At 63.2% G+C, this 21464-nt stretch carries 22 protein-coding genes and 1 other RNA gene; 20 read left to right on the top strand and 3 right to left on the bottom strand.

The genetic code is table 11. From position 1 onward, the window contains the following. The first annotated feature begins 63 nt into the window (after window positions 1-63). Both ELX51_RS13250 and ELX51_RS20425 read left to right on the top strand, forming a co-directional pair. On the top strand, window positions 64-351 hold the full coding sequence (locus tag ELX51_RS13250) for a DUF4164 family protein (RefSeq protein WP_127753966.1): 288 nt from the start codon (window positions 64-66) through the stop codon (window positions 349-351). A 3-nt stretch (window positions 352-354) separates the two neighbouring features. Continuing rightward, window positions 355-732 carry a cell division protein ZapA gene (locus ELX51_RS20425; RefSeq protein ID WP_127753965.1) on the top strand — a complete coding sequence of 126 codons (378 nt, stop codon included), beginning with the start codon at window positions 355-357 and terminating at the stop codon, window positions 730-732. Between the two features lie 2 nt (window positions 733-734). Here ELX51_RS20425 and ELX51_RS13240 read toward each other — a convergent pair whose 3' ends face one another. Then, window positions 735-1700 carry a lytic transglycosylase domain-containing protein gene (locus ELX51_RS13240; RefSeq protein WP_164854864.1) on the bottom strand — a complete coding sequence of 322 codons (966 nt, stop codon included), beginning with the start codon at window positions 1698-1700 and terminating at the stop codon, window positions 735-737. A 192-nt stretch (window positions 1701-1892) separates the two neighbouring features. Here ELX51_RS13240 and ssrS point away from each other — a divergent pair. From ssrS to ELX51_RS13220, 4 genes are all read left to right on the top strand, one after another. Next, a non-coding RNA gene (gene ssrS, locus ELX51_RS13235) (6S RNA) lies at window positions 1893-2051 on the top strand. 27 nt (window positions 2052-2078) lie between these two features. Beyond that, window positions 2079-2663: a 5-formyltetrahydrofolate cyclo-ligase gene (locus ELX51_RS13230; protein ID WP_127753963.1), complete on the top strand. Its 585-nt coding sequence runs from the start codon at window positions 2079-2081 to the stop codon at window positions 2661-2663. Next, window positions 2663-3478: a TIGR00282 family metallophosphoesterase gene (locus ELX51_RS13225; protein ID WP_127753962.1), complete on the top strand. Its 816-nt coding sequence runs from the start codon at window positions 2663-2665 to the stop codon at window positions 3476-3478. The genes ELX51_RS13230 and ELX51_RS13225 overlap by 1 nt, the downstream gene beginning before the upstream one ends. Before the next feature lie 72 nt (window positions 3479-3550). Further along, window positions 3551-4297 carry a YebC/PmpR family DNA-binding transcriptional regulator gene (locus ELX51_RS13220; RefSeq protein ID WP_127753961.1) on the top strand — a complete coding sequence of 249 codons (747 nt, stop codon included), beginning with the start codon at window positions 3551-3553 and terminating at the stop codon, window positions 4295-4297. 16 nt (window positions 4298-4313) lie between these two features. Here the strand turns inward: ELX51_RS13220 and ELX51_RS13215 are convergent, their stop codons facing one another. Further along, a complete protein-coding gene (locus ELX51_RS13215) occupies window positions 4314-5105 on the bottom strand; it encodes a GGDEF domain-containing protein (protein WP_127753960.1) in 792 nt (263 codons plus the stop codon). Between the two features lie 311 nt (window positions 5106-5416). Here ELX51_RS13215 and ruvC point away from each other — a divergent pair, with 311 nt between their 5' ends. From ruvC to ELX51_RS13145, 14 genes are all read left to right on the top strand, one after another. Further along, complete coding sequence (gene ruvC, locus ELX51_RS13210; protein ID WP_127753959.1) at window positions 5417-5923, top strand: crossover junction endodeoxyribonuclease RuvC; 507 nt, start codon at window positions 5417-5419, stop codon at window positions 5921-5923. Further along, window positions 5920-6537: a Holliday junction branch migration protein RuvA gene (gene ruvA / locus ELX51_RS13205; RefSeq protein WP_127753958.1), complete on the top strand. Its 618-nt coding sequence runs from the start codon at window positions 5920-5922 to the stop codon at window positions 6535-6537. The genes ruvC and ruvA overlap by 4 nt, the downstream gene beginning before the upstream one ends. Before the next feature lie 139 nt (window positions 6538-6676). Beyond that, window positions 6677-7675 carry a Holliday junction branch migration DNA helicase RuvB gene (gene ruvB / locus ELX51_RS13200; RefSeq protein ID WP_248305348.1) on the top strand — a complete coding sequence of 333 codons (999 nt, stop codon included), beginning with the start codon at window positions 6677-6679 and terminating at the stop codon, window positions 7673-7675. A gap of 33 nt (window positions 7676-7708) precedes the next feature. After that, window positions 7709-8101, top strand: coding sequence for a tol-pal system-associated acyl-CoA thioesterase (ybgC, locus tag ELX51_RS13195; RefSeq protein WP_127753956.1), 393 nt, complete (start codon window positions 7709-7711; stop codon window positions 8099-8101). A 210-nt stretch (window positions 8102-8311) separates the two neighbouring features. After that, on the top strand, window positions 8312-9013 hold the full coding sequence (tolQ, locus tag ELX51_RS13190; RefSeq protein WP_127755285.1) for a protein TolQ: 702 nt from the start codon (window positions 8312-8314) through the stop codon (window positions 9011-9013). Window position 9014: 1 nt separating this feature from the next. Beyond that, a complete protein-coding gene (tolR, locus tag ELX51_RS13185; RefSeq protein WP_127753955.1) occupies window positions 9015-9455 on the top strand; it encodes a protein TolR in 441 nt (146 codons plus the stop codon). 8 nt (window positions 9456-9463) lie between these two features. Continuing rightward, window positions 9464-10765 carry a hypothetical protein gene (locus ELX51_RS20155; RefSeq protein WP_206524624.1) on the top strand — a complete coding sequence of 434 codons (1302 nt, stop codon included), beginning with the start codon at window positions 9464-9466 and terminating at the stop codon, window positions 10763-10765. A gap of 61 nt (window positions 10766-10826) precedes the next feature. Then, a complete protein-coding gene (gene tolB, locus ELX51_RS13175) occupies window positions 10827-12137 on the top strand; it encodes a Tol-Pal system beta propeller repeat protein TolB (RefSeq protein ID WP_248305116.1) in 1311 nt (436 codons plus the stop codon). A 229-nt stretch (window positions 12138-12366) separates the two neighbouring features. Beyond that, window positions 12367-12864 (top strand): peptidoglycan-associated lipoprotein Pal, encoded by a 498-nt coding sequence (gene pal, locus ELX51_RS13170; RefSeq protein ID WP_127753953.1) that lies wholly within the window; start codon window positions 12367-12369, stop codon window positions 12862-12864. Between the two features lie 174 nt (window positions 12865-13038). After that, window positions 13039-14004: a tol-pal system protein YbgF gene (ybgF, locus tag ELX51_RS13165; protein ID WP_127753952.1), complete on the top strand. Its 966-nt coding sequence runs from the start codon at window positions 13039-13041 to the stop codon at window positions 14002-14004. Next, entirely contained in the window at window positions 13989-15266 is a 1278-nt protein-coding gene (gene tilS, locus ELX51_RS13160) for a tRNA lysidine(34) synthetase TilS (protein WP_127753951.1), read from the top strand. Before ybgF ends, tilS begins: the two co-directional genes overlap by 16 nt. Before the next feature lie 170 nt (window positions 15267-15436). After that, complete coding sequence (gene ftsH, locus ELX51_RS13155) at window positions 15437-17368, top strand: ATP-dependent zinc metalloprotease FtsH (protein WP_127753950.1); 1932 nt, start codon at window positions 15437-15439, stop codon at window positions 17366-17368. 129 nt (window positions 17369-17497) lie between these two features. Next, on the top strand, window positions 17498-18841 hold the full coding sequence (glmM, locus tag ELX51_RS13150; protein ID WP_127753949.1) for a phosphoglucosamine mutase: 1344 nt from the start codon (window positions 17498-17500) through the stop codon (window positions 18839-18841). A gap of 175 nt (window positions 18842-19016) precedes the next feature. Next, window positions 19017-19760, top strand: a complete 744-nt coding sequence (locus ELX51_RS13145; RefSeq protein ID WP_127753948.1) for a hypothetical protein — start codon at window positions 19017-19019, stop codon at window positions 19758-19760. A 178-nt stretch (window positions 19761-19938) separates the two neighbouring features. Here the strand turns inward: ELX51_RS13145 and ELX51_RS13140 are convergent, their stop codons facing one another. Further along, window positions 19939-21285: an MFS transporter gene (locus tag ELX51_RS13140; RefSeq protein WP_127753947.1), complete on the bottom strand. Its 1347-nt coding sequence runs from the start codon at window positions 21283-21285 to the stop codon at window positions 19939-19941. Window positions 21286-21464 lie beyond the last annotated feature (179 nt).

The raw sequence follows: 21464 nt of genomic DNA, 5'->3' as shown, positions 1-21464 counted from the left end.
AGACAGGGCGCTGGGGCACCCTGCAGGGGCTGGAATGATCGGTCGCAGAAAGTGTTGTTGGCGATGAGTGAGAGCGAACTTCAAGACGGGATCAGCGCGGCAGTAGCGCGATTTGATCGTGCCTTGGCGCGACTCGAAACCAGTTCGGCCAATCTGCAGCAGCGCATGCAGCGGCTCAACCGCATCGAGGTCGATACGCAGCGCCTGGTGACCGAGCGCGCGCGGCTGGCCAGCGAGCTGGACAAGACTGCGGCCAAGGCCAAGCGCCTCGACGACAGTGCCCATGAGGTGTCGCGTCGGCTTGTGGCGGCCATGGAAACCGTGCGCGAAGTGCTGGCCAAAGCGGAGTAGGCGATGCCTGAAGTCAATGTCGAGATCAACGGCCGCCGCTATCGAATGGCGTGCGAAGAAGGCCAGCAAAAACACCTGATTGGCTTGGCCAAGCGCTTTGATGGGGAGGTGGATGCGATCAAGGGAGTGGTCGGGGAAATCGGGGATACGCGCCTGACGGTAATGGCCGGGATCGCCGTGGTCGATGAACTGGCGGAAGCCGAAAAGCGCATAGCGGCGTTGCAGGCTGAAATCGAGCAATTGAGCGCTGCGGGCCAGCAGATCGCCGGGGAAATGGATGCGCTCGAGCAGCGCTTTGCCGGCAAGCTCGAGCAGGCCGCGCGCTCGCTCGAAATTGTCGCCGGGGTGTTGGACGAAACGGCGGTCGGCCCCCAGAAATAAGTTCAGGAGCCGTTTTTCTGGACGATGCAGTTGCCTCCGGCAGCCATCAAGCGCTCGCATAGGGCGTTGGCTTCCTGCCGGGTAGGGCGGCCCACCATGGCCGAAAAGCGCAATTGACGCCCGAAATTGGGATTACGGACGGTGATCAGTAGCAGCTTTTCCTCACCCAGCACCTTGGAAAACTGGCTTTGAGCGGTATCGAAGCGGTTGCGGGCGACTTCGCTGGTGTTGTGCTGGGCAATCAGCACGCCCCAAGGCTGCCAGGCAGCATTGGTGGTATCCAGGTTGGGTATTTTGACCGCCGAGGCCATATCGAGGCAGGAATCGAGGAAGGGGCTTTCGGGCTCGAGGGTGAAGTCGACCGGCTCGGGCGCATCGTTGCGCCAATAATCGGCGGGGCGGCCGGTGATCACCGAGACATAGTTGCGCGTTTCGGCCGGAAGGCCGCCGGTGCCAGCCAGATAGCGTGAGAGGCGGGCTTCGCCACCGTTGTAAGCCGCAGCGGCAAGGCCAAGATTGCCGAATTTTTCCTGCAGGAAGCCCAGATATTCAGCCGAACGGGCCAGCGCCTGGGCGGGGTCGAAGGGATTGTCGAGCGCGCGCAGACGCGCGGTGCCGGGCATGAACTGGGCAATGCCCTGCGCGCCGGCGGGGCTGATGGCCTGGGGATCGAAGCGGCTTTCCTGCCAGATCAGCCGGGCAAGGAACGCTTCAGGGATCTCGTAATGGTTGGAAAAGCGGGAGATGGCGCTGCAGACATCGGCGACATAGCTGGTTTCGGCGATGCAAACCGGCTCGTCATTGAGGGTAAAGCAGGAGCGGGCGGGCTCCTCGGGCTCCTCTGGATTGGCGGACGCCGCGGCGGACTGGGTTTCCACGCCAAGGGCGGCGGGCTGCGCGAGCACCATCAGGAGCAGCGCTGTCAGCCACGCCAGGGATTTCGATCGCCATGTCGGCAAAGACTTCACCAAGTTCATGTCCCGAGCGGCCCCAGAATGCAAACCGCCAGAGGGCTGCGCAGGGCTAGAATGAGTTAAAGGGCGGCAGGATCCAAGACGCCATCGGATTGGTCGACATATAGCGGGTTAATTGGCCCGCCGCGATTTGCCAGATTTTGTGCTGTGTGGCCCTTTGCACCCGCCTGCGAAAGGCCTATATGTCGAGCGCTGCCCGGTGCGTGTTGGATACCAATATCCCCGGGGCCTTATCGATCCTAAAGGGAGCTGTCCCTGACCGGGCCCGTGGGCTCGGACATACGGCGCCCACCTACGTAAGTAGGTTCCCGGGATCGCCTATCCCACGGCCAGGGTGGCACCTTATTTTCGCGACAGGCAACAAAGCGCCTTATGGTTGTTGAGCGTAACGAAGACACCAAGGCGAGCTTGCGACAAGCGGCAAAGGCCCGCCGGGCGGCGCTCCCCGCCGGCGAGCGGGCCCAGGCGGCCGAGAGTGTTACCCAGCTATTTTTTTCCGAGCCTCGGTTCGGGCTCGCCCAAGTGATCGCGGGCTATTGGCCGCTGGTGGATGAGCTGGACTGTCGGCCAATTTTGCTGCGCTTGCTCGATGATGGCCGCACCGTGGTGTTGCCGGCGATCGTCCGGCCACACGGCCCGCTGCAGATGCGAGTGTGGGAGCCGGACGCACCGCTTTACCCGGCGGGGTTCGGCACGCTCGCTCCCTCCGAACTTGCGCCTCACGCCCACCCGGACCTGGTGCTGGTGCCTCTTCTGGGCTTTGACGGGCTGGGCACCCGGCTGGGCTATGGCGGTGGTTATTATGACCGCAGCTTTGCCGAGCGGGAAGGGCGGCCACTGATGGTAGGCGTGGCTTACAGCGTGCAAGAGTTTGACGCCATTCCCCGGGACGAGCATGACATTGCGCTGGACGCTGTGATAACGGAAACCGGCATTCGACAGTTCGGCGGCAGATAATGAAATTTCTATTCTTGGGCGACGTCGTGGGCCGTGCAGGCCGCGAGGGAATTGCCGATCGCCTGCCCGGATTGATCGAGCGCTACGGCTTTGATTTTGTGGTGGTGAACGGGGAAAATGCCAGCCATGGGCGCGGGCTGACCGAGCCGCATTTCAACGGCATCCGGGCGGCGGGCGCCGATATCGTGACCCTGGGCGATCATGCGTTCGACCAGCGCGACACCATCTCGTTTATCGAGCGAGAAACGACGCTGGTGCGGCCCATCAACATGGCGCCAGGCACCCCTGGTCGCGGGGCGATGTTTGTCGAGGGCCGCAACGGGCATCGGGTGCTCGTGGTCAACGCGCTGGGGCGCGTGTTCATGGGGCCGGCCGATGATCCGTTCCGAGCGGTGGAAGCGGCGATTGCCGCCTGTCCGCTGGGCGAGCAGGCCGACGCAATTATTGTGGATTTTCACACGGAAGCCACTTCCGAAATCCAGGGCATGGGGCACTTTCTCGATGGGCGGGCGAGCCTCGTCGTCGGCACCCACACCCATATCCCGACGGCTGACTTGCGCATTCTCAAGGGCGGCACGGCGCTGCTGGCGGATGCGGGCATGTGCGGGGACTACGACTCGGTGATCGGGGTGGACCCCGACGAGCCGCTGAACCGGTTCCTCACCGGCATTGCCAATGGCCGGTTCACGCCAGCCGAAGGGGAAGCGACCTTGTGCGGCGTGGCGGTGGAAACCGATCCGCGCACGGGACTGGCGGTCAAGGTGCTGCCCGTACGGGTGGGCGGGGTCTTGGCGCAGGCGCTGCCCGAGTTCTAGCCCGCTTCACATTCGCGCCGGGCTTGCCTATAACGCGCCACCACAACAACACCAGACCCCAAGGACTGACCGATGGCCGGCCATTCACACGCCAAGAACATCATGCACCGCAAAGGCAAAAGCGATGCGGTGCGTTCCAAGGTCTTTTCCAAGCTGGCGCGCGAAATCACGGTGGCAGCCAAGATGGGCATGCCCGACCCGGCGTTCAATTCCCGGTTGCGCCTGGCGGTGACCAATGCGCGCGCCCAGTCCATGCCCAAGGACAATATCGATCGCGCTATCAAGAAGGCGATCGGCAGCGACGGCGAGAACTATGACGAAATCCGCTATGAGGGCTATGGCCCAGGTGGCGTCGCGATCATCGTGGAAACGCTGACCGACAATCGCAATCGCACCGCCTCCAATGTGCGCTCCTACTTCTCCAAGAATGGTGGCGCGATGGGGGAAACCAACTCGGTCGGGTTCATGTTCGACAAGGTTGGCGAGATCACCTATCCGGCAAGCGCCGGCAGTGCCGACGAGATCATGGAAGCCGCCATCGAGGCAGGCGCCGATGATGTCGAGAGCGACGAAGAGGGCCACTATATCTACACGAGCTTTGAGGCGATGGTCGAAGTGGCCGCCGCGCTGGAAAAGGCACTGGGCGAAGCAGAATCAGTCAAGGCCGTGTGGAAGCCGCAGACCAATACCCCCATCGATGCCGACAAGGGCGCGACGCTGATGAAGCTGATCGCTACGCTCGAAGAAGACGATGACGTGCAGAATGTTTATTCCAACTTCGAGATGAGCGACGAGGACATGGCCAAGCTGGCCGACTAAGCCTCGACAAGGTTCCTCAGGCGCGTTGCAGGGCCTGGGGAAAGAACTGATCGGCCGCGACGATCGTCACGCGATTGCGGCCGGTTTGCTTGGCGTCATAAAGGCGCTGATCGGCAATCCGGAACAATTCGGAAAAACCGATGGCGCTGCCGAACACAGCGCCACCAATGCTGACGGACAGGGCTTGTACGGTGCCGCGCGGCACAAATTCTGCTTCATTGACCGCGCTGCGGATGCGTTCGGCAATAGCGCGCGTAATGTCGGCATCGACGCCGGGCAGGAACACGCCAAATTCCTCGCCGCCCATCCTTCCCACCAGATCTCCCGCCCGCAGCACCGAGCGGATCGCCCGGGCGATCACCGTCAGGGCAAGGTCGCCGGCATCGTGGCCGAACCGATCGTTGATGGATTTGAAGTTGTCGGCGTCGATCACCAGCAAGGCACCGCCCGGGGTGCTGCCGGCGCGCGCCAACTGCGTCGTCACCTGGGCGGTGAAGGCGCCGCGATTAAGACAAGAGGTGAGGCTGTCCGTGCGGGCAACCATGCCGAGCCGGCGATTGGCAATGGCAAGGCGCCGCAGCCGCAAGCTTAGGAGAAAAAGCAGCGGCACGCCCAGGAAGATGGGTAGCACCGTGGCGCTGATCATCGCCCGTTGCAGCGCTGCACCACCTAGATTTTCAAATAGCAGGGCATTGAACCCGACGGAAACCAGGAGGCAGCCCAAGGTGCCGAACACGGTCCAACGGGTGACGCTCGACCAGGTACGTGAGCCGCTCCCCCCGATGCTATCCTGACAAGGGCTAGCCATTGGCTACCCACCTTTCCGAGCGCTGCCGATAGGTGGTGAGCGCAGAAGCGAGCGAGTGCCCAGGGCGGGACAGCGCGGTCAGGCGCGGCAATGCACAGAAGCGTCGCGGCGCCAAAGGGGCGCAGCAAACCAGGTCACAGCTCATAAGTTAATGCCCCTTCATGAACATTGCCGAACCTAGAAGGTGCTTCTTGAAAATGGGGTTTGTGCAATGGGTGGAATTTTACGCGTGTCGCTTCTTCCACAGGGCTCCGTTGCTGCTTTGTTCACTTCTGCTTGGTAGGAGAAGCGCCTTCAGGTATGGGTGAAACATGACACCACCAGTGCGAATCATCGGCATCGATCCAGGACTGCGGCGCTGCGGTTGGGGGGTAATCGAAACCCAGGGCAACAAGCTGCAATTCATCGCCTGCGGCACGGTCACTCCGCCCACGGAAGGCGAATTGGCGCAGCGCCTCGCGATCCTTTTTACGGAGTTGCTGGACCTGCTGGAGCGGTTTGCGCCCGATGAGGCGGCGGTGGAAGAAACCTTCGTGAACTCGGGACCACGCTCGGCGCTGATCCTGGGACAGGCGAGGGGGGTGGCGCTGATGACGCCGGCCCATCGCGGCATTCCGGTGGCGGAATATGCCACCAATCTCGTCAAGAAATCGATCGTGGGCACCGGGCACGCGGAAAAGGAACAGGTGGCGCTGATGGTCAAGACCTTGCTGCCCACGGCCAAGATCAAGGGCGCCGACGCGGCCGACGCACTTGCGATCGCGATCTGCCATGCCCATCACCGGGTTGCGGCGCAACGGGCACGGATGAGCGCATGATCGGCAAGCTCAAGGGTGCCGTCGACAGCTTTGGCGATGATCATGTGCTCATCGATGTGGGAGGGGTCTGCTACGAGGCCTTTTGCTCGTCGCGCACTTTGCAGGGATTGCCCCGGGTCGGGGAAGCAACCGTGGTATTCATCGAAACCGTGGTGCGCGAAGACATGATCCGGCTTTATGGCTTTGGCAGCGAAGCCGAAAAGGGCTGGTTCAACCTCCTCATGACCGTGCAGGGCGTTGGCGCGCGGGTGGCGCTTGGGATCCTGTCCGCCCTGTCACCATCGGAATTGTCGAGCGCTATTGCACTAGGTGACAAGGCGATGATCGGGCGGGCCAATGGGGTTGGGCCCAAGCTGGCGTTGCGATTGGTGACCGAGCTCAAGGGCAAGGCGCCGCAGGGCGGGGGCATTGACGCGGGCACGCTCGGGCTGCAGACCGCCTTAGGCGAGGGAACAGCTAGCGGGAATGTAGCCGATGCAGTTTCCGCTTTGGTCAATCTGGGGTATTCGGGGGCGCAAGCTTCCGCCGCCCTGGCGCGGGTTGTGGCCCGTGAGGGGGATGATACCGCGACCGAAAAGCTGATCCGGCTGGGCCTGCGCGAGTTGAGCCAGTGATGGTCTTTCCGAGCCGCTCCGCCGCCAGCGCTGAGCCGGCGAACATGATGTTGGAGACAGCCATGGTGCTCCCGCTAACGCAAGTCAGGGCATCCGTTTGACCGATCTTACTTCTCCCGTTGCCGGGCGCGATGAGCCACTGGATGTGGCACTGCGCCCGTCCGGCTTTTCGGAATTTGTCGGGCAGGCGGCGGCGCGTGCCAATCTTGAGGTGTTCATCGAGGCCGCCAAGAAGCGCGGTGCGGCGCTCGATCATGTGTTGTTTGTGGGGCCGCCTGGCCTGGGCAAGACCACATTGGCGCAGATCATTTCGCGCGAGCTCGGCGTGGGCTTTCGCGCGACTTCTGGCCCGGTGATCGCCAAGGCCGGGGATCTGGCGGCACTGCTGACCAATCTCGAAGATCGCGATGTGCTGTTTATCGACGAGATCCATCGGCTCAATCCCGCGATTGAGGAAGTGCTGTATCCTGCCATGGAGGATTTTCAGCTTGACCTGATCATCGGGGAGGGGCCGGCGGCACGCTCGGTGCGGATCGATCTGGCGCGGTTTACGCTGGTGGGCGCGACGACGCGCGCGGGCTTGTTGACCACGCCGCTGCGGGATCGCTTCGGCATTCCCGTGCGCCTTAATTTCTATACGCCCGAAGAGTTGGTGCAGATCGTGCAGCGCGGCGCCCGGCTGTTGGGCACGCCAATGGCGCCTGATGGGGCGTTGGAAATCGCGCGCCGTTCGCGCGGGACACCCCGCATTGCCGGCCGGCTGTTGCGGCGGGTAACGGATTTTGCGCTGGTCGAGGGCTCGAGCGAGATCACGCGGGCCATTGCCGACAAGGCCTTGTTGCGGCTCGACGTGGATGCCCGCGGGCTCGATCAACTGGATCGGCGCTATCTGACGATGATTGCCGATTTCTATGGCGGGGGGCCCGTAGGGATCGAGACCATTGCGGCTGCGCTGAGCGAGCCGCGTGACGCGATCGAGGAGATTGTCGAGCCTTATCTGATCCAGCAAGGTTTCATACAGCGCACTTCTCGGGGGCGAATGCTGACGGGCACAGCCTTCCAGCACCTGGGCAAGAGCGTGCCGCAGGGCTTTATCGGGACGCAAGCAACCTTGTTCGAGGAGCCCGAGGAGCCGTGAGCCGGAAGATCCGCCAGATCAGCCGGTTGCGCCATGGCTGAGCCGCATGTTTTTGCTGTTCGGGTCTATTATGAGGACACCGATTTCTCCGGCAATGTGTACCATGCCGCTTACCTCAAGTTCATGGAGCGGGCGCGCACCGAGTTGCTGCGGGCGCAAGGCATCCACCATGCCGAACTGGGCCGGGAAGGGCTGGCCTTTGCCGTACGCAGCATGCAGCTCGACTTCCGGGCGGCCGCGCACATCGATGATGTGCTGCGGGTGGAAACGCTGGTGGCAGGGGCAAGCGGCGCGCGCCTGCAGTTGAGCCAAGGCGTGTGGCGCGACGCCGAACTGCTGGTCGACGCCCAGGTCGTCGTGGTGGCGATCAACATGGGCGGCAAGCCGACACGGCTGCCGGCAGCACTGCGCGCCCTGGCCGATTAGCGCGGCGTGGCGTCGCATGTCGGCGGTGGGCGGTTTGTTAACCTCTTCTTGACCATAATCGAGTCACAGAAAGAGTAGTACTTGCACCGGTGCTCTCAACGCTCCGTTAGGCAAGGCTTTTCTCTTAATTTTGACAGATTTGGGCCCCATCGCCACGGGTGCACGGGCCGGCAGCAAGAGGCCAGCCAGAAGGATCACGACATGGAAGCCATGGATGCGGTGGGCGCAGTAGCGCCGCACACGGACTTATCTATTTGGGGCCTGTTCTGGGCGGCCGACTGGATCGTGAAGTCAGTGATGCTGGGCTTGCTTGCGGCCTCGGTCTGGTGCTGGGCCATTATCATCGACAAGACCCTCACTTATCGCCGCATGCAGGCGGAGATGAACCGCTTCGAGCGCACTTTCTGGTCGGGGCAATCGCTGGAGGAGCTCTATCAGCAGCAGTCCGAGCGCACCTCGGGTGGGCTGGGCGCCGTGTTTGTTGCCGCCATGAAGGAATGGAAGCGCAGCCACGAGCAGAACGCCGCTTCGTTTGTCGGCATGCAGCAGCGACTCGACAAGGTGCTCGACGTCGCCATTTCGCGCGAAAGCGAGAACCTCGAAAAGCGGCTCGGCTTTTTGGCCACTGTTGGCTCCGCCGGCCCCTTTATCGGCCTGTTCGGCACGGTGTGGGGCATCATGAATGCGTTCACCGCCATTGCCGCGTCGTCAAACACCAATCTGGCTGTTGTGGCCGGCCCCATTGCCGAGGCGCTGTTTGCAACGGCCATTGGCCTCGTGGCCGCTATCCCCGCGGTTATCGCCTACAACAAGCTTTCCGCTGATGCGGGCAAGATGATCGGGCGGCTCGAAGGCTTTGCCGACGAGTTCTCCACCATTCTGAGCCGCCAACTCGAAGCGCGGAGCCGCTGACATGGGCATGGGCGTAGCTTCTGGTGGTGGCGGCGGGCGCCGTCGGCGCGGCCGCAAGAAAGCGGTAATGAGCGAAATCAACATCACGCCGATGGTGGACGTGATGCTGGTGCTGCTGATCATCTTCATGGTGGCAGCACCGATGATGACGGCTGGCGTACCGATCGACCTGCCGCGTACGGCTGCCGGCGAGCTGTCGAGCCAGACCCAGCCTATCACCGTGGCAGTCACGCCCGAGGGCGCCATCTTTGTGGGTGAGGATCCCGTCAGTGAAGCCGATCTCGTCGCGACGGTGTCGCAGCAGGCCGTCAATGGCACCGAGGATCGTATCTTTCTTCGGGGGGACACCACCGCCAACTACGGCGCGGTGATGCGGGTCATGGGGCTGCTGTCGGCTGGTGGCTACACCAAGATCGGCCTTATCACGCAACAGGAAAATTAGTCGGGCCAATGCGCACCGGTCTTGTCGCTTCCATCGCTGCCCACCTTGCCGTGCTGACGATTGGCCTGGTCAATCTCGGCATGGCCGAGCCTATGACCGTGGTGGAAGACGCCATCGCCGTGGACCTCGTCCCCATCAGCGATTTTGCGGCGATCCGCATGGGCTCGCTCAACAGCACGGTGGTGGAAACCGACACGCCAGCCGTGGTGGAATCCGATGAACCTGCCGAGGTCGCGCAGCCAACTGGGAATACGCAAGAAGACCAGCCGACGCCGCAAGAGGCTGATCGGCCGGTGCCGATGCCGGTGACCAATTCGGCGCCTCAACCCGAGACTGCACCGGAACCGGAGCCTGAACCCGAGCCCGTGCCCGAACCGACCCCGGCGCCCGCACCAGAGCCCGAGCCAGAACCTCTGCCTGAGCCGGAGCCCGAACCGCTGCCGGAGCCCGAGCCAACGCCAGCGCCGGTGCCGCCGACGCCCGCGACGCGGCCGACGCCGCCCGAGCCGGTGCCAACGCCTGAGCCAGAGCCGACGCCGGAACCCGCGCCGGAGCCAGAACCCGCGCCAACGCCAGAGCCAGCTCCCGAGCCGGAGCCCGCGCCGGAGCCGACGCCCGAACCGACGCCGGAACCTGAACCCACGCCCGAGCCCGCCGAGCCCGCGGTTACGGCGCCAGTTCCTGTGTCTCGTCCGACCAATCTTGAGCAAAAGCGGCAGCAGTTTGCTGCTGCCCAAGCCGAGCGCAAGAAGCGCGAAGACGAAGAACGCAAGCGGCAGGCCGCGGCGGAAGCCAAGGCCGTGGCCGATGCCAAAGCGGCTGCGGATGCCAAGGCTGAGGCCGATGCGGAACGCAAACGCCAAGCTGCGGCACAGGCAGCCGAAAAGCAGCAAGCGGGCGAGCAACTCGATGCTTCGCTGGCCGACGATATTTCGGCCATCATCAACAAGGATACTTCCACCGGCGCCACCACCGGTAGCGGCGGTTCACCGACGCTGGGCGACACTAGTGGAACCTCGGCGACGCTGAGCCAGACCGAAATCGGTGCGCTGGTCGCCAAGATCAAGCAATGCTGGAACCTGCTCCCCAATGAGCAGATCAGCAGCGCGCAGGTGGTGGTCAATATGCGGTTGAATCAGGATGGCTCGCTGGCGGATGTGCCTCGAATTGTTTCGGTTAGCGAGCAGCCTGAAGCGATCACCATTGCCCAGAAGGCCGTGAGCGCCGTGGCAGGCTGCGGGCCCTACAGCATGTTGTCGGCGGCTTCCTATGACCAATGGCAGAATATCAATGTCACGTTGCGTCCGTGACGTCCTTGAAGCGCGCCTTTCCCCGGCAAGATGCCGGTGAATGGCATGAATGGAGACTGAAATGACCCGTTTAACCCGGCGCAGCGCCCTCAAGCTCGGCGTTGCCGGCGGGCTGGCCCTCGCCACCGCCAGCACTGCCCAGGCACAGCTCAACATCACGGTCGAGGGCGCCAATTTCCAGCCACTGCCGATCGCCATCCCCGATTTTGCCTCCTCGGACCCAAGCTTTGGGCGCGAAACGGCCGAGATCGTGCGCGCCAATCTGCGCCGCTCGGGCTTGTTCCTGCCGCTCGATCCGGCGTCGTTGCCGGTACAGGTCGGGGACGTCAATGCCACGCCCGATTTCAACACCTGGCGCACGGCCAATGTGACCGCGCTCGTCATGGGTGCGGTGGACCGCGGCGGCCAGATCGCGTCTTCGGTGCGCGTGTGGGACACCCAGCAGGGCGCCCAGGTGGTGGGCAAGAGCTACAACACCGATCCCAACAGCGCGCGACGCGTCGCCCATATCATTTCGGACGCCATCTATGAGGCGCTGACCGGTGGCAGCGGCTATTTCGATACCCGCGTGGTTTATGTGGCCGAAAGCGGTCCCAAGGCGAACAGGGTCAAGCGCCTCGCGATCATGGACCAGGATGGCGCCAATCCGCAGTACCTGACCGATGGGCGCACGCTGGCGCTGACGCCGCGCATCTCGGCCAATAATGACCTGATCACTTACCTCAACTTCGAGGACGGCAATCCGCAGGTCTATCTGCTGCAGCTGTCGAGCGGGCGGCAGCAGCGGCTGGCTTCGCTAGGCGCCATGACCTTTGCGCCCCGGTTCTCACCCGATGGCGGCACGGTGGCGTTTTCCGTGGAGCAGGGTGGAGCGACCAATATCTATGCCGTGAGCACGAGTGGCGGCCAGCCGGTGCAGCTCACCTCGGGCGCTGCGATCGATACGGGTCCATCCTATTCGCCCGATGGCAGCCGGATCGTGTTTGAAAGCGATCGTGGCGGTTCGCCCCAGATCTATATGATGAGCTCGGGCGGGGGTAACCCGCAGCGCATTTCCTATGGCCAAGGCTTGTACTCGACGCCCGTCTGGTCACCCAAGGGCGATCTGATCGCCTTTACGCGCCAGTCGGGCGGGCAGTTCAATATCGGCATCATGAACCCCGATGGTTCGGGCGAGCGCATGCTGCATTCAACCTTCCATGCGGAAGGTCCGACCTGGGCGCCCAATGGCCGCGTGATCATGTTCTTCCAAGATCCCGGTGGCAATGACGGCCCCAAGCTGCAGAGCGTCGATATCTGGGGCCGCAACCTCCAGACCATCCCCACCGAAAGCTATGCGTCCGATCCTGCCTGGTCCGGGCTGCGCAGCTAAGGCGCAAGCTTTCTACTCCGCGGCCGGGGCAGTAGAGCCCCGGCGCGTTTAACCATACGACCAGTTCACCAAGCGCTGTGGCAGGAATGACGCAGCCGGAAAAAGCCCGCGTTTCTGCCACATTCGCGCCCCGTTAAGCTTCAATTAACCACGACTTGGAACCCGGCCTTAAGAATAAGCACGGTAAATGCCGTACCTAGAATTATTGCCTTTCAGGAGCTTTTTCCGGATGCTGTCCCTTGCACCGATCACCACCGCGTTGCGCGCCGCCGCAATGCTGCTTTTCGTCGTCGCGATAGCGGCGTGTTCGCGTACGCCCGATAACGCAATGATGACCGGCGTGGGCAATCTCGGCCCGGGCGGCGGCGCGCCGGGCAGCCAGCAGGAATTCCTTGTTTCGGTTGGCGACCGCGTGTTCTTTGAAACCGACTCTTCGTCGCTGACCACCGAAGCTGCCGCGACCCTCGACAAGCAGGCCGCCTGGCTCAACCAGTACAGCAACTACCGCATCATGATCGAAGGCCATGCCGACGAGCGCGGTACCCGCGAATACAACATCGCCCTGGGCGCACGCCGCGCTTCGGTGGTGGTGAACTATCTCGTGTCGCGTGGCGTCAATGCCCAGCGCATCACCTCCAAGTCGTTCGGCAAGGAGCGCCCCGTCGCGATCTGTAACGACATCTCCTGCTGGAGCCAGAACCGCCGCGCGGTCACCGTCGTTCAATAAGTAGCGGGCCTGGTTCACCAGGCCCAAATGACCCGGCCCCGGCCGGCATCCAGAAGCGCCGGACGCCCTTTGTGGCTCCGGCGCTTTGTTTTCACCAAAGTTGGCCTTTAATCGCTTTGCCTCGATCACCATGTCGGCACCAAGCGACGCAGAGAACACACCGGAGGCTCCCCATTGAAGATCCCCCTGTTGCAATCCAAGGGCCGCACTGCCCTGGCAGCGGCCTGTGCGCTGCTGCTGGGCACGAGCCTGCAGAGCCGGGCCGAGGCGCAAGCCTTTCCACCGGCTGAACTTGGCGGGCTGACGCTCACCAATGCGCAGCCAACCCGGGTGCATGTGGCGCAAGCGGCCGATACCGCCCAATTGGCAGTACGGGTGCAGCAGTTGGAAGAGCAGGTGCGCTCGCTCAACGGACAGATCGAAGGGCTGACTTTTCAGCTGACGCAGATGCAAACCCTGATCGAGCGGCAGGCGGAAGAAACCAATGCACGCTTGCAGGGCCTTGGCACTGGCGGCGCTGCGCCCTCAGCACCTGCCCAAAACAGCGCGGCTCCCTCGACCGAAATTCCGCCACAGGGCGTGCGGCCGCTGCCGGGAGAGGCCGAGTTCGACCCCACCTTTGATGATGGCAGCGTTGGCACCTCCGATGATCCGCTGGCCGGCACGGGGCAGGGGGGCAGTGTGGACCTCGCCACCGGCCAGCCGCTGGATTTGAGCTATGATCCGGAGGCCACCGCCACCGGGGATTCCGATGCGGATGCGCAGTTCACCGCGGGCTATGAAGCCATTGTTCGCGGCGATTATGCCTTTGCCGAAGACCAGTTCAGCCAGTTCATCGAGCTTTACCCTGACAATGCCCAGGCGACGGACGCCGCCAACTGGCTGGGGGAAGCGCTGATCCAGCGTGAGGCTTATGACGAGGCCGCAGAAGTGTTGCTGGACGCGTTCCAGAAAGCGCCCGACAGCCCGCGTTCGCCCGACCTGTTGCTGCGCCTCGGCGTTTCGCTTGCCGGGGCCGACGAGCGGGAGACTGCCTGCCGGACCTATGCGGAAATCGAGCGGCGCTACACGACGCTGACCCCCGCCTTTGCGGCGCGGCTCGCGGCCGAAAAGACTAAGGCCGAATGCCCACCCGCGTAATTCCGCCGCTGGACGATCCAGCAACATTGCAGGCCTTGTTTGGGGCGGTTGCCGGGGAGCAGGCCATTGGTTTGGCGGTTTCGGGCGGTGCCGACAGTTTGGCGCTGCTGCTGCTGGCGCAGCGCTGGGCGGCAAGCCTCGGTGCCGCGGCGCCGCGCTTGCAGGTTTATTCCGTTAATCACGGCTTGCGCCCCGAAGCGGGGGCGGAGGTCGCGATGGTGCTCGGGGTCGCCGAACAACTGGGTGTTCGGGCTCGCGGTCTGGTTTGGACGGGCGACAAGCCACGCACCGCCTTGCAGGAAGCGGCGCGGGCAGCGCGCTATCGCTTGATGGGCCAGGCAATGGCTGCAGACGGCGTTGAGGTGCTGCTGACGGCGCATCATCGGCTGGATCAAGCCGAAACCGTGCTGATGCGATTGGCCCATCGCAGCGGGCTTGAAGGGCTGCGCGGGATGGCCGACATGGCGGTTGTGGAGGGGGTGCGGGTGCATCGGCCCTTTCTGGGGCTCGATCCCAAGGCGCTGCACCAAGTGGTGGGCGAAGCCGGTTTGGTGCCCGCCCAAGACCCCTCCAACCAGGACGAGCATTATGAGCGGGTGCGCTGGCGCAAGGCCATGCCGCAGTTCGAAGCGCTGGGCCTCGATAGCGAAACCCTCGCCTTGTTTGCCGAGCGGATGGGGGAAGCCGATCGGGCGCTGGCCCAGATGGCCGATGGCGCCTTTCAAACCATGGTGCGCCTCGATGGTTTTGGCTCCGCGCGGATCGAGCGCGAGCCGCTGCTGGCGCTGAGCCCCGCCCTCGCTGTACGGGTGCTGGGACGGGTACTCAACATTGTGGGCGGACGGCAGAAGCCGCGGGCTCTCGGGCAGGTGGAGCGGCTGCAGCAGGCGCTGGCATCTGGCACCCAGGGCAAGGCGACGACATTGTTGGGCTGCGTGGTGCGCGAAAAGGACGGTGCGGTCGCAGTGGCACGCGAGCCGGGGCGGGTATTGCCGCCCGATCTGGCGCTGCCGCCCGGCACCGAACTCGTCTGGGACGAGCGGTTCCTGATCACCAATGGTTCGGATGAGCCGGGCCTCACCGCAGGGGTGTCCGATTACCTGCCGCGGCACCGGCTCGAGGAATTCCTGGGCTTCAAGGTGACCGCGCCCGCCGAAGCCATTCGCACAGCACCCATTGTCAGGGATGCACAGGGTGGCGTGTTGTCGTTGGGAGGGTGGTCGTTCGATGAGCGAATTCGCGTGCAACTGCTGGTGGACTGAGCAAGTTTGCCGGCTTTTGTCGTGAGGGAGGCGTTAACCCGTCGCGACAAAATGACTAGACGACGAGGCGCAAGGCTAGCAGCAGTGCCCTTGTAACGCCCCAATGCCGATCATACATTCGGCGCTAACACCGGCAGCTTGGTTGCGTCGGTCTCTCCGGGACAGGTTTGATGAACGGAAACTTCCGCAACTTTGCCATTTGGCTAGTTATTCTTTTTATGCTGATGGGCCTGTTCCAGGTCTTCCAGTCTTCCACCCGCTCCATTTCGGTCGCCGACAAGAGCTACAGCCAGTTCGTATCCGACGTTGAAGGCGGGCGCGTGCAAAGCGTGACCATCACCAATGACGTCGTTTCGGGCGTGCTCAATGATGGCACCCGCTTTGAAACCGTGATGCCGGCTGGCGCCGATGTGATCAGCCGCCTCGAGGATCGGGGCGTATCGATCACAGCGCGCGCTCCCGAATCGAGCCCGTTCTGGTCGGTGCTGCTGAGCTCCTGGCTCCCCTTCATCGTCATCATCGGCGTGTGGTTCTTCTTTATCCGGCAGATGCAGGGCGGTGGCCGTGGTGGCGCGATGGGCTTTGGCAAGTCGCGCGCCAAGCTGCTGACCGAGTCGCATGGCAAGGTGACCTTCGAGGACGTGGCTGGCGTTGATGAAGCCAAGCAGGACCTAGAAGAAATCGTCGAATTCCTGCGCGACCCTGGCAAATTCCAGCGCCTGGGTGGCCGTATCCCGCGCGGCGTGCTGCTGGTCGGCCCTCCCGGTACTGGTAAGACCTTGCTGGCCCGTTCGGTCGCCGGCGAAGCCAATGTGCCCTTCTTCACCATTTCGGGTTCCGACTTCGTGGAAATGTTCGTGGGCGTTGGCGCCAGCCGCGTGCGCGACATGTTCGAGCAGGCCAAGAAGAACGCTCCTTGCATTATCTTCATCGACGAAATCGACGCCGTCGGCCGCCAGCGTGGCGCCGGTCTCGGCGGTGGTAACGACGAGCGCGAGCAGACCCTCAACCAGTTGCTGGTGGAGATGGACGGCTTTGAAGCCAATGAAGGCATCATCCTGATCGCGGCGACCAACCGCCCCGACGTGCTTGATCCGGCCCTGCTGCGTCCCGGTCGCTTTGACCGCCAGGTCGTTGTGCCCAATCCCGATGTTGCGGGCCGCGAGAAGGTGCTCAAGGTCCATGTGCGTAAGGTGCCGCTGGCTCCCGATGTGGACCTCAAGGTGTTGGCCCGTGGTACGCCCGGCTTTTCGGGTGCGGATCTGATGAACCTCGTCAACGAGGCGGCTTTGATGGCGGCACGGCGCAACAAACGCTTTGTCACCCATGCCGAGTTCGAAGACGCCAAGGACAAGATCATGATGGGCGCCGAGCGCCGCACCATGGCCATGTCCGAGGACGAAAAAAAGCTTACGGCTTACCACGAAGCGGGCCATGCGATCATTGCGCTCAAGGTGGCGGGGATCGACCCCATCCACAAGGCGACGATCATTCCGCGTGGCCGTGCCTTGGGCATGGTGATGACCCTGCCCGAGAGCGACAGCTATTCGTTCAGCCGGGAAAAAGCCCTGGCGCGCCTCACCATGCTGTTTGGCGGCCGGGAAGCCGAAATCTACAAGTTCGGCCCCGAGAAAGTGACCTCGGGTGCTTCGGGCGACATCCAGATGGCGACGAGCCTGGCTCGTTCCATGGTAATGGAATGGGGGATGAGCGAAAAGCTTGGCCGCGTGCGTTACAAGTCGAGCGAGCAGGAAGTGTTCATCGGTCACTCCATGACCCAGTCCAACAATATGTCGGACGACACGGCGAAGCTGATCGACCAGGAAGTGCGCAAGCTGATCGAGGATGGCGAGCAGGCTGCCCGCGATATCATCCGCAACCATGTGGATCAGTTTGAAGCGGTGGCCCAGGCCCTGCTCGAATATGAAACGCTGACGGGCGATGAACTGCGGGCCCTGATGGATGGGCACCAGCCAGTTCGTCCGGACGACAGCGGCCCATCGGCGCCCAAGGCGTCGGGCGTCCCCGCCGCGGGCAAGTCCCCCAAGAAGCGGCCCGATGCGCCGCCCGAGGGCGGGCTGGAGCCTCAGCCCAATAGCTGACACTGACACCAAGGGTCGCCGCGAGGCGGCCCTTTTATGTATTGCCGGTCACCGCTTTTCCGCCGAAAAGCGTCCTTAACGGTTGTGCGATAAATTATGCGCATGACAGCGCGCAGACAGGGCAAAGCAATGGCCAGAAAATATTTCGGCACTGATGGCATTCGCGGTTTGGCCAATGGCAGCAAGCTCACTCCGGAGCTGGCGCTCAAGGTGGGCATGGCAGCGGGCCAGAAATTCGTGCGCGGGGAACACCGCAATCGCGTGGTGATCGGCAAGGACACCAGGCGCTCTGGCTACATGATCGAGAACGCCCTGACCGCAGGTTTCACCGCCGTGGGCATGGATGTGTATCTGCTGGGCCCAATGCCAACACCCGCCGTTGCCATGCTGACGCGCTCGCTCCGCGCCGATCTCGGCGTGATGATCTCGGCCTCGCACAATCCCTATGACGACAACGGCATTAAGCTGTTCCGGCCCGATGGCTATAAGCTCAGCGACGAGGTCGAAGCGGAGATCGAGAGCCTCATCGACGGAGACATGAGCCAGTTCCTCGCCCATGGCCGCGACATCGGTCGGGCGCATCGCGATGAGGAAGCGCGCACCCGCTATATCGAATACGCCAAGCGCACCCTGCCACGGAATATCGACCTGACGGGCCTGCGCGTCGTGCTCGATTGCGCCAATGGTGCGGCCTACAAGGTAGCGCCGATTGCCCTTTGGGAATTGGGTGCTGAGGTGTTCACCATTGGCGCCGAGCCTGATGGCTTCAACATCAACTACAAGGTGGGCTCCACGGCACCGGAAGCGGTGGCAGCCAAGGTGCGCGAAGTGCGCGCCGATATCGGCATTGCGCTGGACGGCGACGCGGACCGAGTCATCATCATCGACGAAAAGGGTCAGGTGGTGGATGGCGACCAATTCATGGCGGTGATCGCGCAGAGCTGGATGGAACGGGAAATGCTGGCGGGCGGCGGGATCGTCGCCACTGTGATGTCCAATCTTGGACTTGAACGTTATCTCACCTCCCTGGGGCTGACGCTCGAGCGCACCCAGGTGGGTGACCGATATGTGCTTGAAGCCATGCGCACGAAGGGCTTCAATGTGGGCGGTGAACAGTCCGGCCATATCATTCTTTCCGATTTCACCACCACGGGCGATGGGCTGGTCGCGGCCCTGCAGCTGCTCGCGGTGCTCAAGCAGCGCTCCTTGCCGATTTCGGAAGTGTGCACGCGCTTTGAGAAGGTGCCGCAGCTGCTGCGCAGCGTGCGCTTCAAGACCGGCAAGCCGCTCGAGGACAAGCAGGTGATGCAGGCCGTGGCCGACGCTAAGGCAATGCTGGGGAGCGGGGGCCGGTTGGTGATCCGTGAGTCGGGTACCGAGCCGGTGATCCGGGTGATGGGCGAGGCTGACGATGCTGCCCTGGTCACCTCGGCAGTGGGGCAAATCGAGGCCGCCATTCAGGCAGTCGCCTAGGCCACACGCCAGTCGCAACCGAGTTGAGAACGCCGGCTCCGTGCCGGCGTTCTTGTTTCGATAGATAATCACCAATCGTTAGGGTTAAGCCGCAGGGTTAAGCGCCTTTTAAGAATGTTGTTCGATATTGGGCGTCAATCGACTGGTGTCGTGGCAACCGAAGGACTTCTTGATCATGCGCATGCTTTCCGCTGCGGTGCTGGTGGCAGCAGCCACTGCAATCGCCGGCCCCGCACTGGCGGCCGACTTCCCCGAATACCCGCCTGTTGTCGAAATCCCGGACGTTGATTACGGCGTGCAGGGCTCGTTCTATCTGCGCGGCAGCGCGGCGGGAAATGCCTTCTGGACGAAGGAAGCCTATGGCATCGACTGCGTGATCTGCGGTGTCACTCCCGAAGAAGAAACCTTCTCCGTTGATGAAGCCGGCTACGGCTACAGCGTCGGCGCCGGTCTCGGCTTCGAGACGGGCACCGGACTGCGCTTTGACGCGACTGTCGACTATGTTTCCAATGATGGCCTGATCGCCACCGGCGACGCCGGCGATTACGAATTGGGGCTGCGCTCCACCATCGCGCTGGCCAACGTTTACTACGACTTCTCGCTGGGCGGCGACGGCTTTGGCTACAACGCTGCCGGTGGCGCCTTTGGTTATGTCGGCGCTGGTGCCGGTGCGGCCTTCAACGAATCCTCGATCGAGGCTTCCAACGGCTTCCCGGTTCCATCGGGCGAGAACACCAGCTTTGCGGCGGCCGGTATGGTCGGCGTCGGCTATGACTTCGGTGCCGTCGTTGCCGATGTGGGCTATCGCGGCGTTTACATTGCCGATCTCGACAATGGCGCCGACTTCCCCGCCAATGTTCATTCTGAGAACAACTGGCTGCACGAAGTGCGCGGGACGCTGCGCTACCGCTTCAACTGATCGTTCAGGGCGCCACAGGCGCTTGACAGATCAGCTCTTGGCTTCGGCGCTCCCCTGGGGGCGCCGATTGCATTTGGCGGGTCACCTGTCCTCGATCCTCTGTTGTGCCTTGCAGCGGCGTGCAGCGCAAACCGGTCGGGAGCCGCGGCCAGGATGGCCGCGGGTAGTGGCTGCGGGCTTAAGCCTCGATATCGATATCCTTGGTTTCGCGCCCGAGCAGCAGGGCGATCAAGGTCAGGGCCGCCATGGCGGTGAGATAAACGCCGACCCAGAACGGGCTGCCGTCGCCGGCACTCCACAGGGCCACAGCCACAAAGGGGGCGAGGGCGGCGCCGAGGATCGAGGAGACATTGTAGGAAATGCCAGAGCCGGTATAGCGCACATTGGCGGGAAACAGCTCCGGCAGCAGCGCGCCCATCGGGCCGAAGGTCAGCCCCATCAGTGTAAAGCCGATGATGAGCCAGGCCATGACGCCGACAAAGCCGGCGTTGAGCAAGGGCACCCAGAGCAAACCAAAGACGGCGATGGCGAGCGTCACCCAGATCAGCGTCTTGCGGCGGCCAAAGCGATCGGCCCAGGGGCCGGACACCAGGGTGAAGATGCCGAAGAACACGACGCCAACGATCATCATCAGCACAAAGGTCGAATATTGGTAGCCAAGCCCCGGCACGGCGGCGTCGATGGCGGCGCGACCATAGCTCAGCGAGAAGGTCGTCATCAGGTAGAACAGCACATAGGTCGCCAGCATGTAGAAGGTGCCGAGCACCAGCTCGCGCATATTCTGCTGCAGGACGGTGACGAGCGGCATCTTGCGGACCTGGCCGGTCTTGACCGTTTTCTCGAAGGCACTGCTTTCCACCAGGTTGAGCCGGACCCAGAGGCCGACCACCACCATCACGGCTGAAAACAGGAAGGGAATGCGCCAGCCCCAGTCAAGGAAGGCGAGCGACGGGCGGGATGGATCATCGGAGGGCAGCATGGCCGCGATGATCAGGAAGAGGCCGTTGGCGATGATGAAGCCAAGCGGGGCGCCCAGCTGTGGGAAGGTGCCAAAGAGCGCGCGCTTGCCCTTGGGTGCGTTTTCAGTGGCGACCAAGGCAGCGCCGCTCCATTCCCCGCCCAGCGCAAAGCCCTGCGCCAGCCGGAGGACCACCAGCAATGCCGGCGCGAGCCAGCCGACCATTGCATAGGTCGGCAAGACCCCGATCAGGAAGGTCGCTAGCCCCATGGTCAGCAGGGCCGCAACCAATGTGGTTTTGCGGCCCTTCCTGTCCCCGAGATGGCCAAAGAATATAGCGCCGAGCGGCCGGGCAACCATGGCGGCGCCGAATACGGCGAAGGACGCCAGAAGGGCTGTGGTCTCATTGCCGGCAGGAAAGAACAGGTGCGGGAACACCAAAACGGCCGCCGTCGCGTAGACGTAGAAGTCGTAGAACTCGATCGTGGTGCCGACCAGGCTCGCGAGCAGAACGCGGGAGCGCGAATTGGCTGGTTGAGGAGAAGCAGCCGCGGAAGTCTGGGTCATGATCGAATCCAAAATGCGCAAGGCGACGCGCCCTGCCCAGTTGTCTCTCGCTCGGCTTGCCGTTGGAGCAGGGCGAGGGACAGCAAAAACTAGCCACGCCTTACTGCCAGTGCAGGCCCGCATGCAAGACCAGAGCGCAACCTGCGGCGCTTTGAACCCAACAAGATCACTCGATGGAG

It is taken from the genome of Devosia sp. 1566 (genome assembly GCF_004005995.1).
GTDB lineage: Bacteria > Pseudomonadota > Alphaproteobacteria > Rhizobiales > Devosiaceae > Devosia.
The sequence above is the reverse complement of the archived record's forward strand: the minus strand, read 5'-3'. Positions and strand labels throughout refer to the sequence as shown.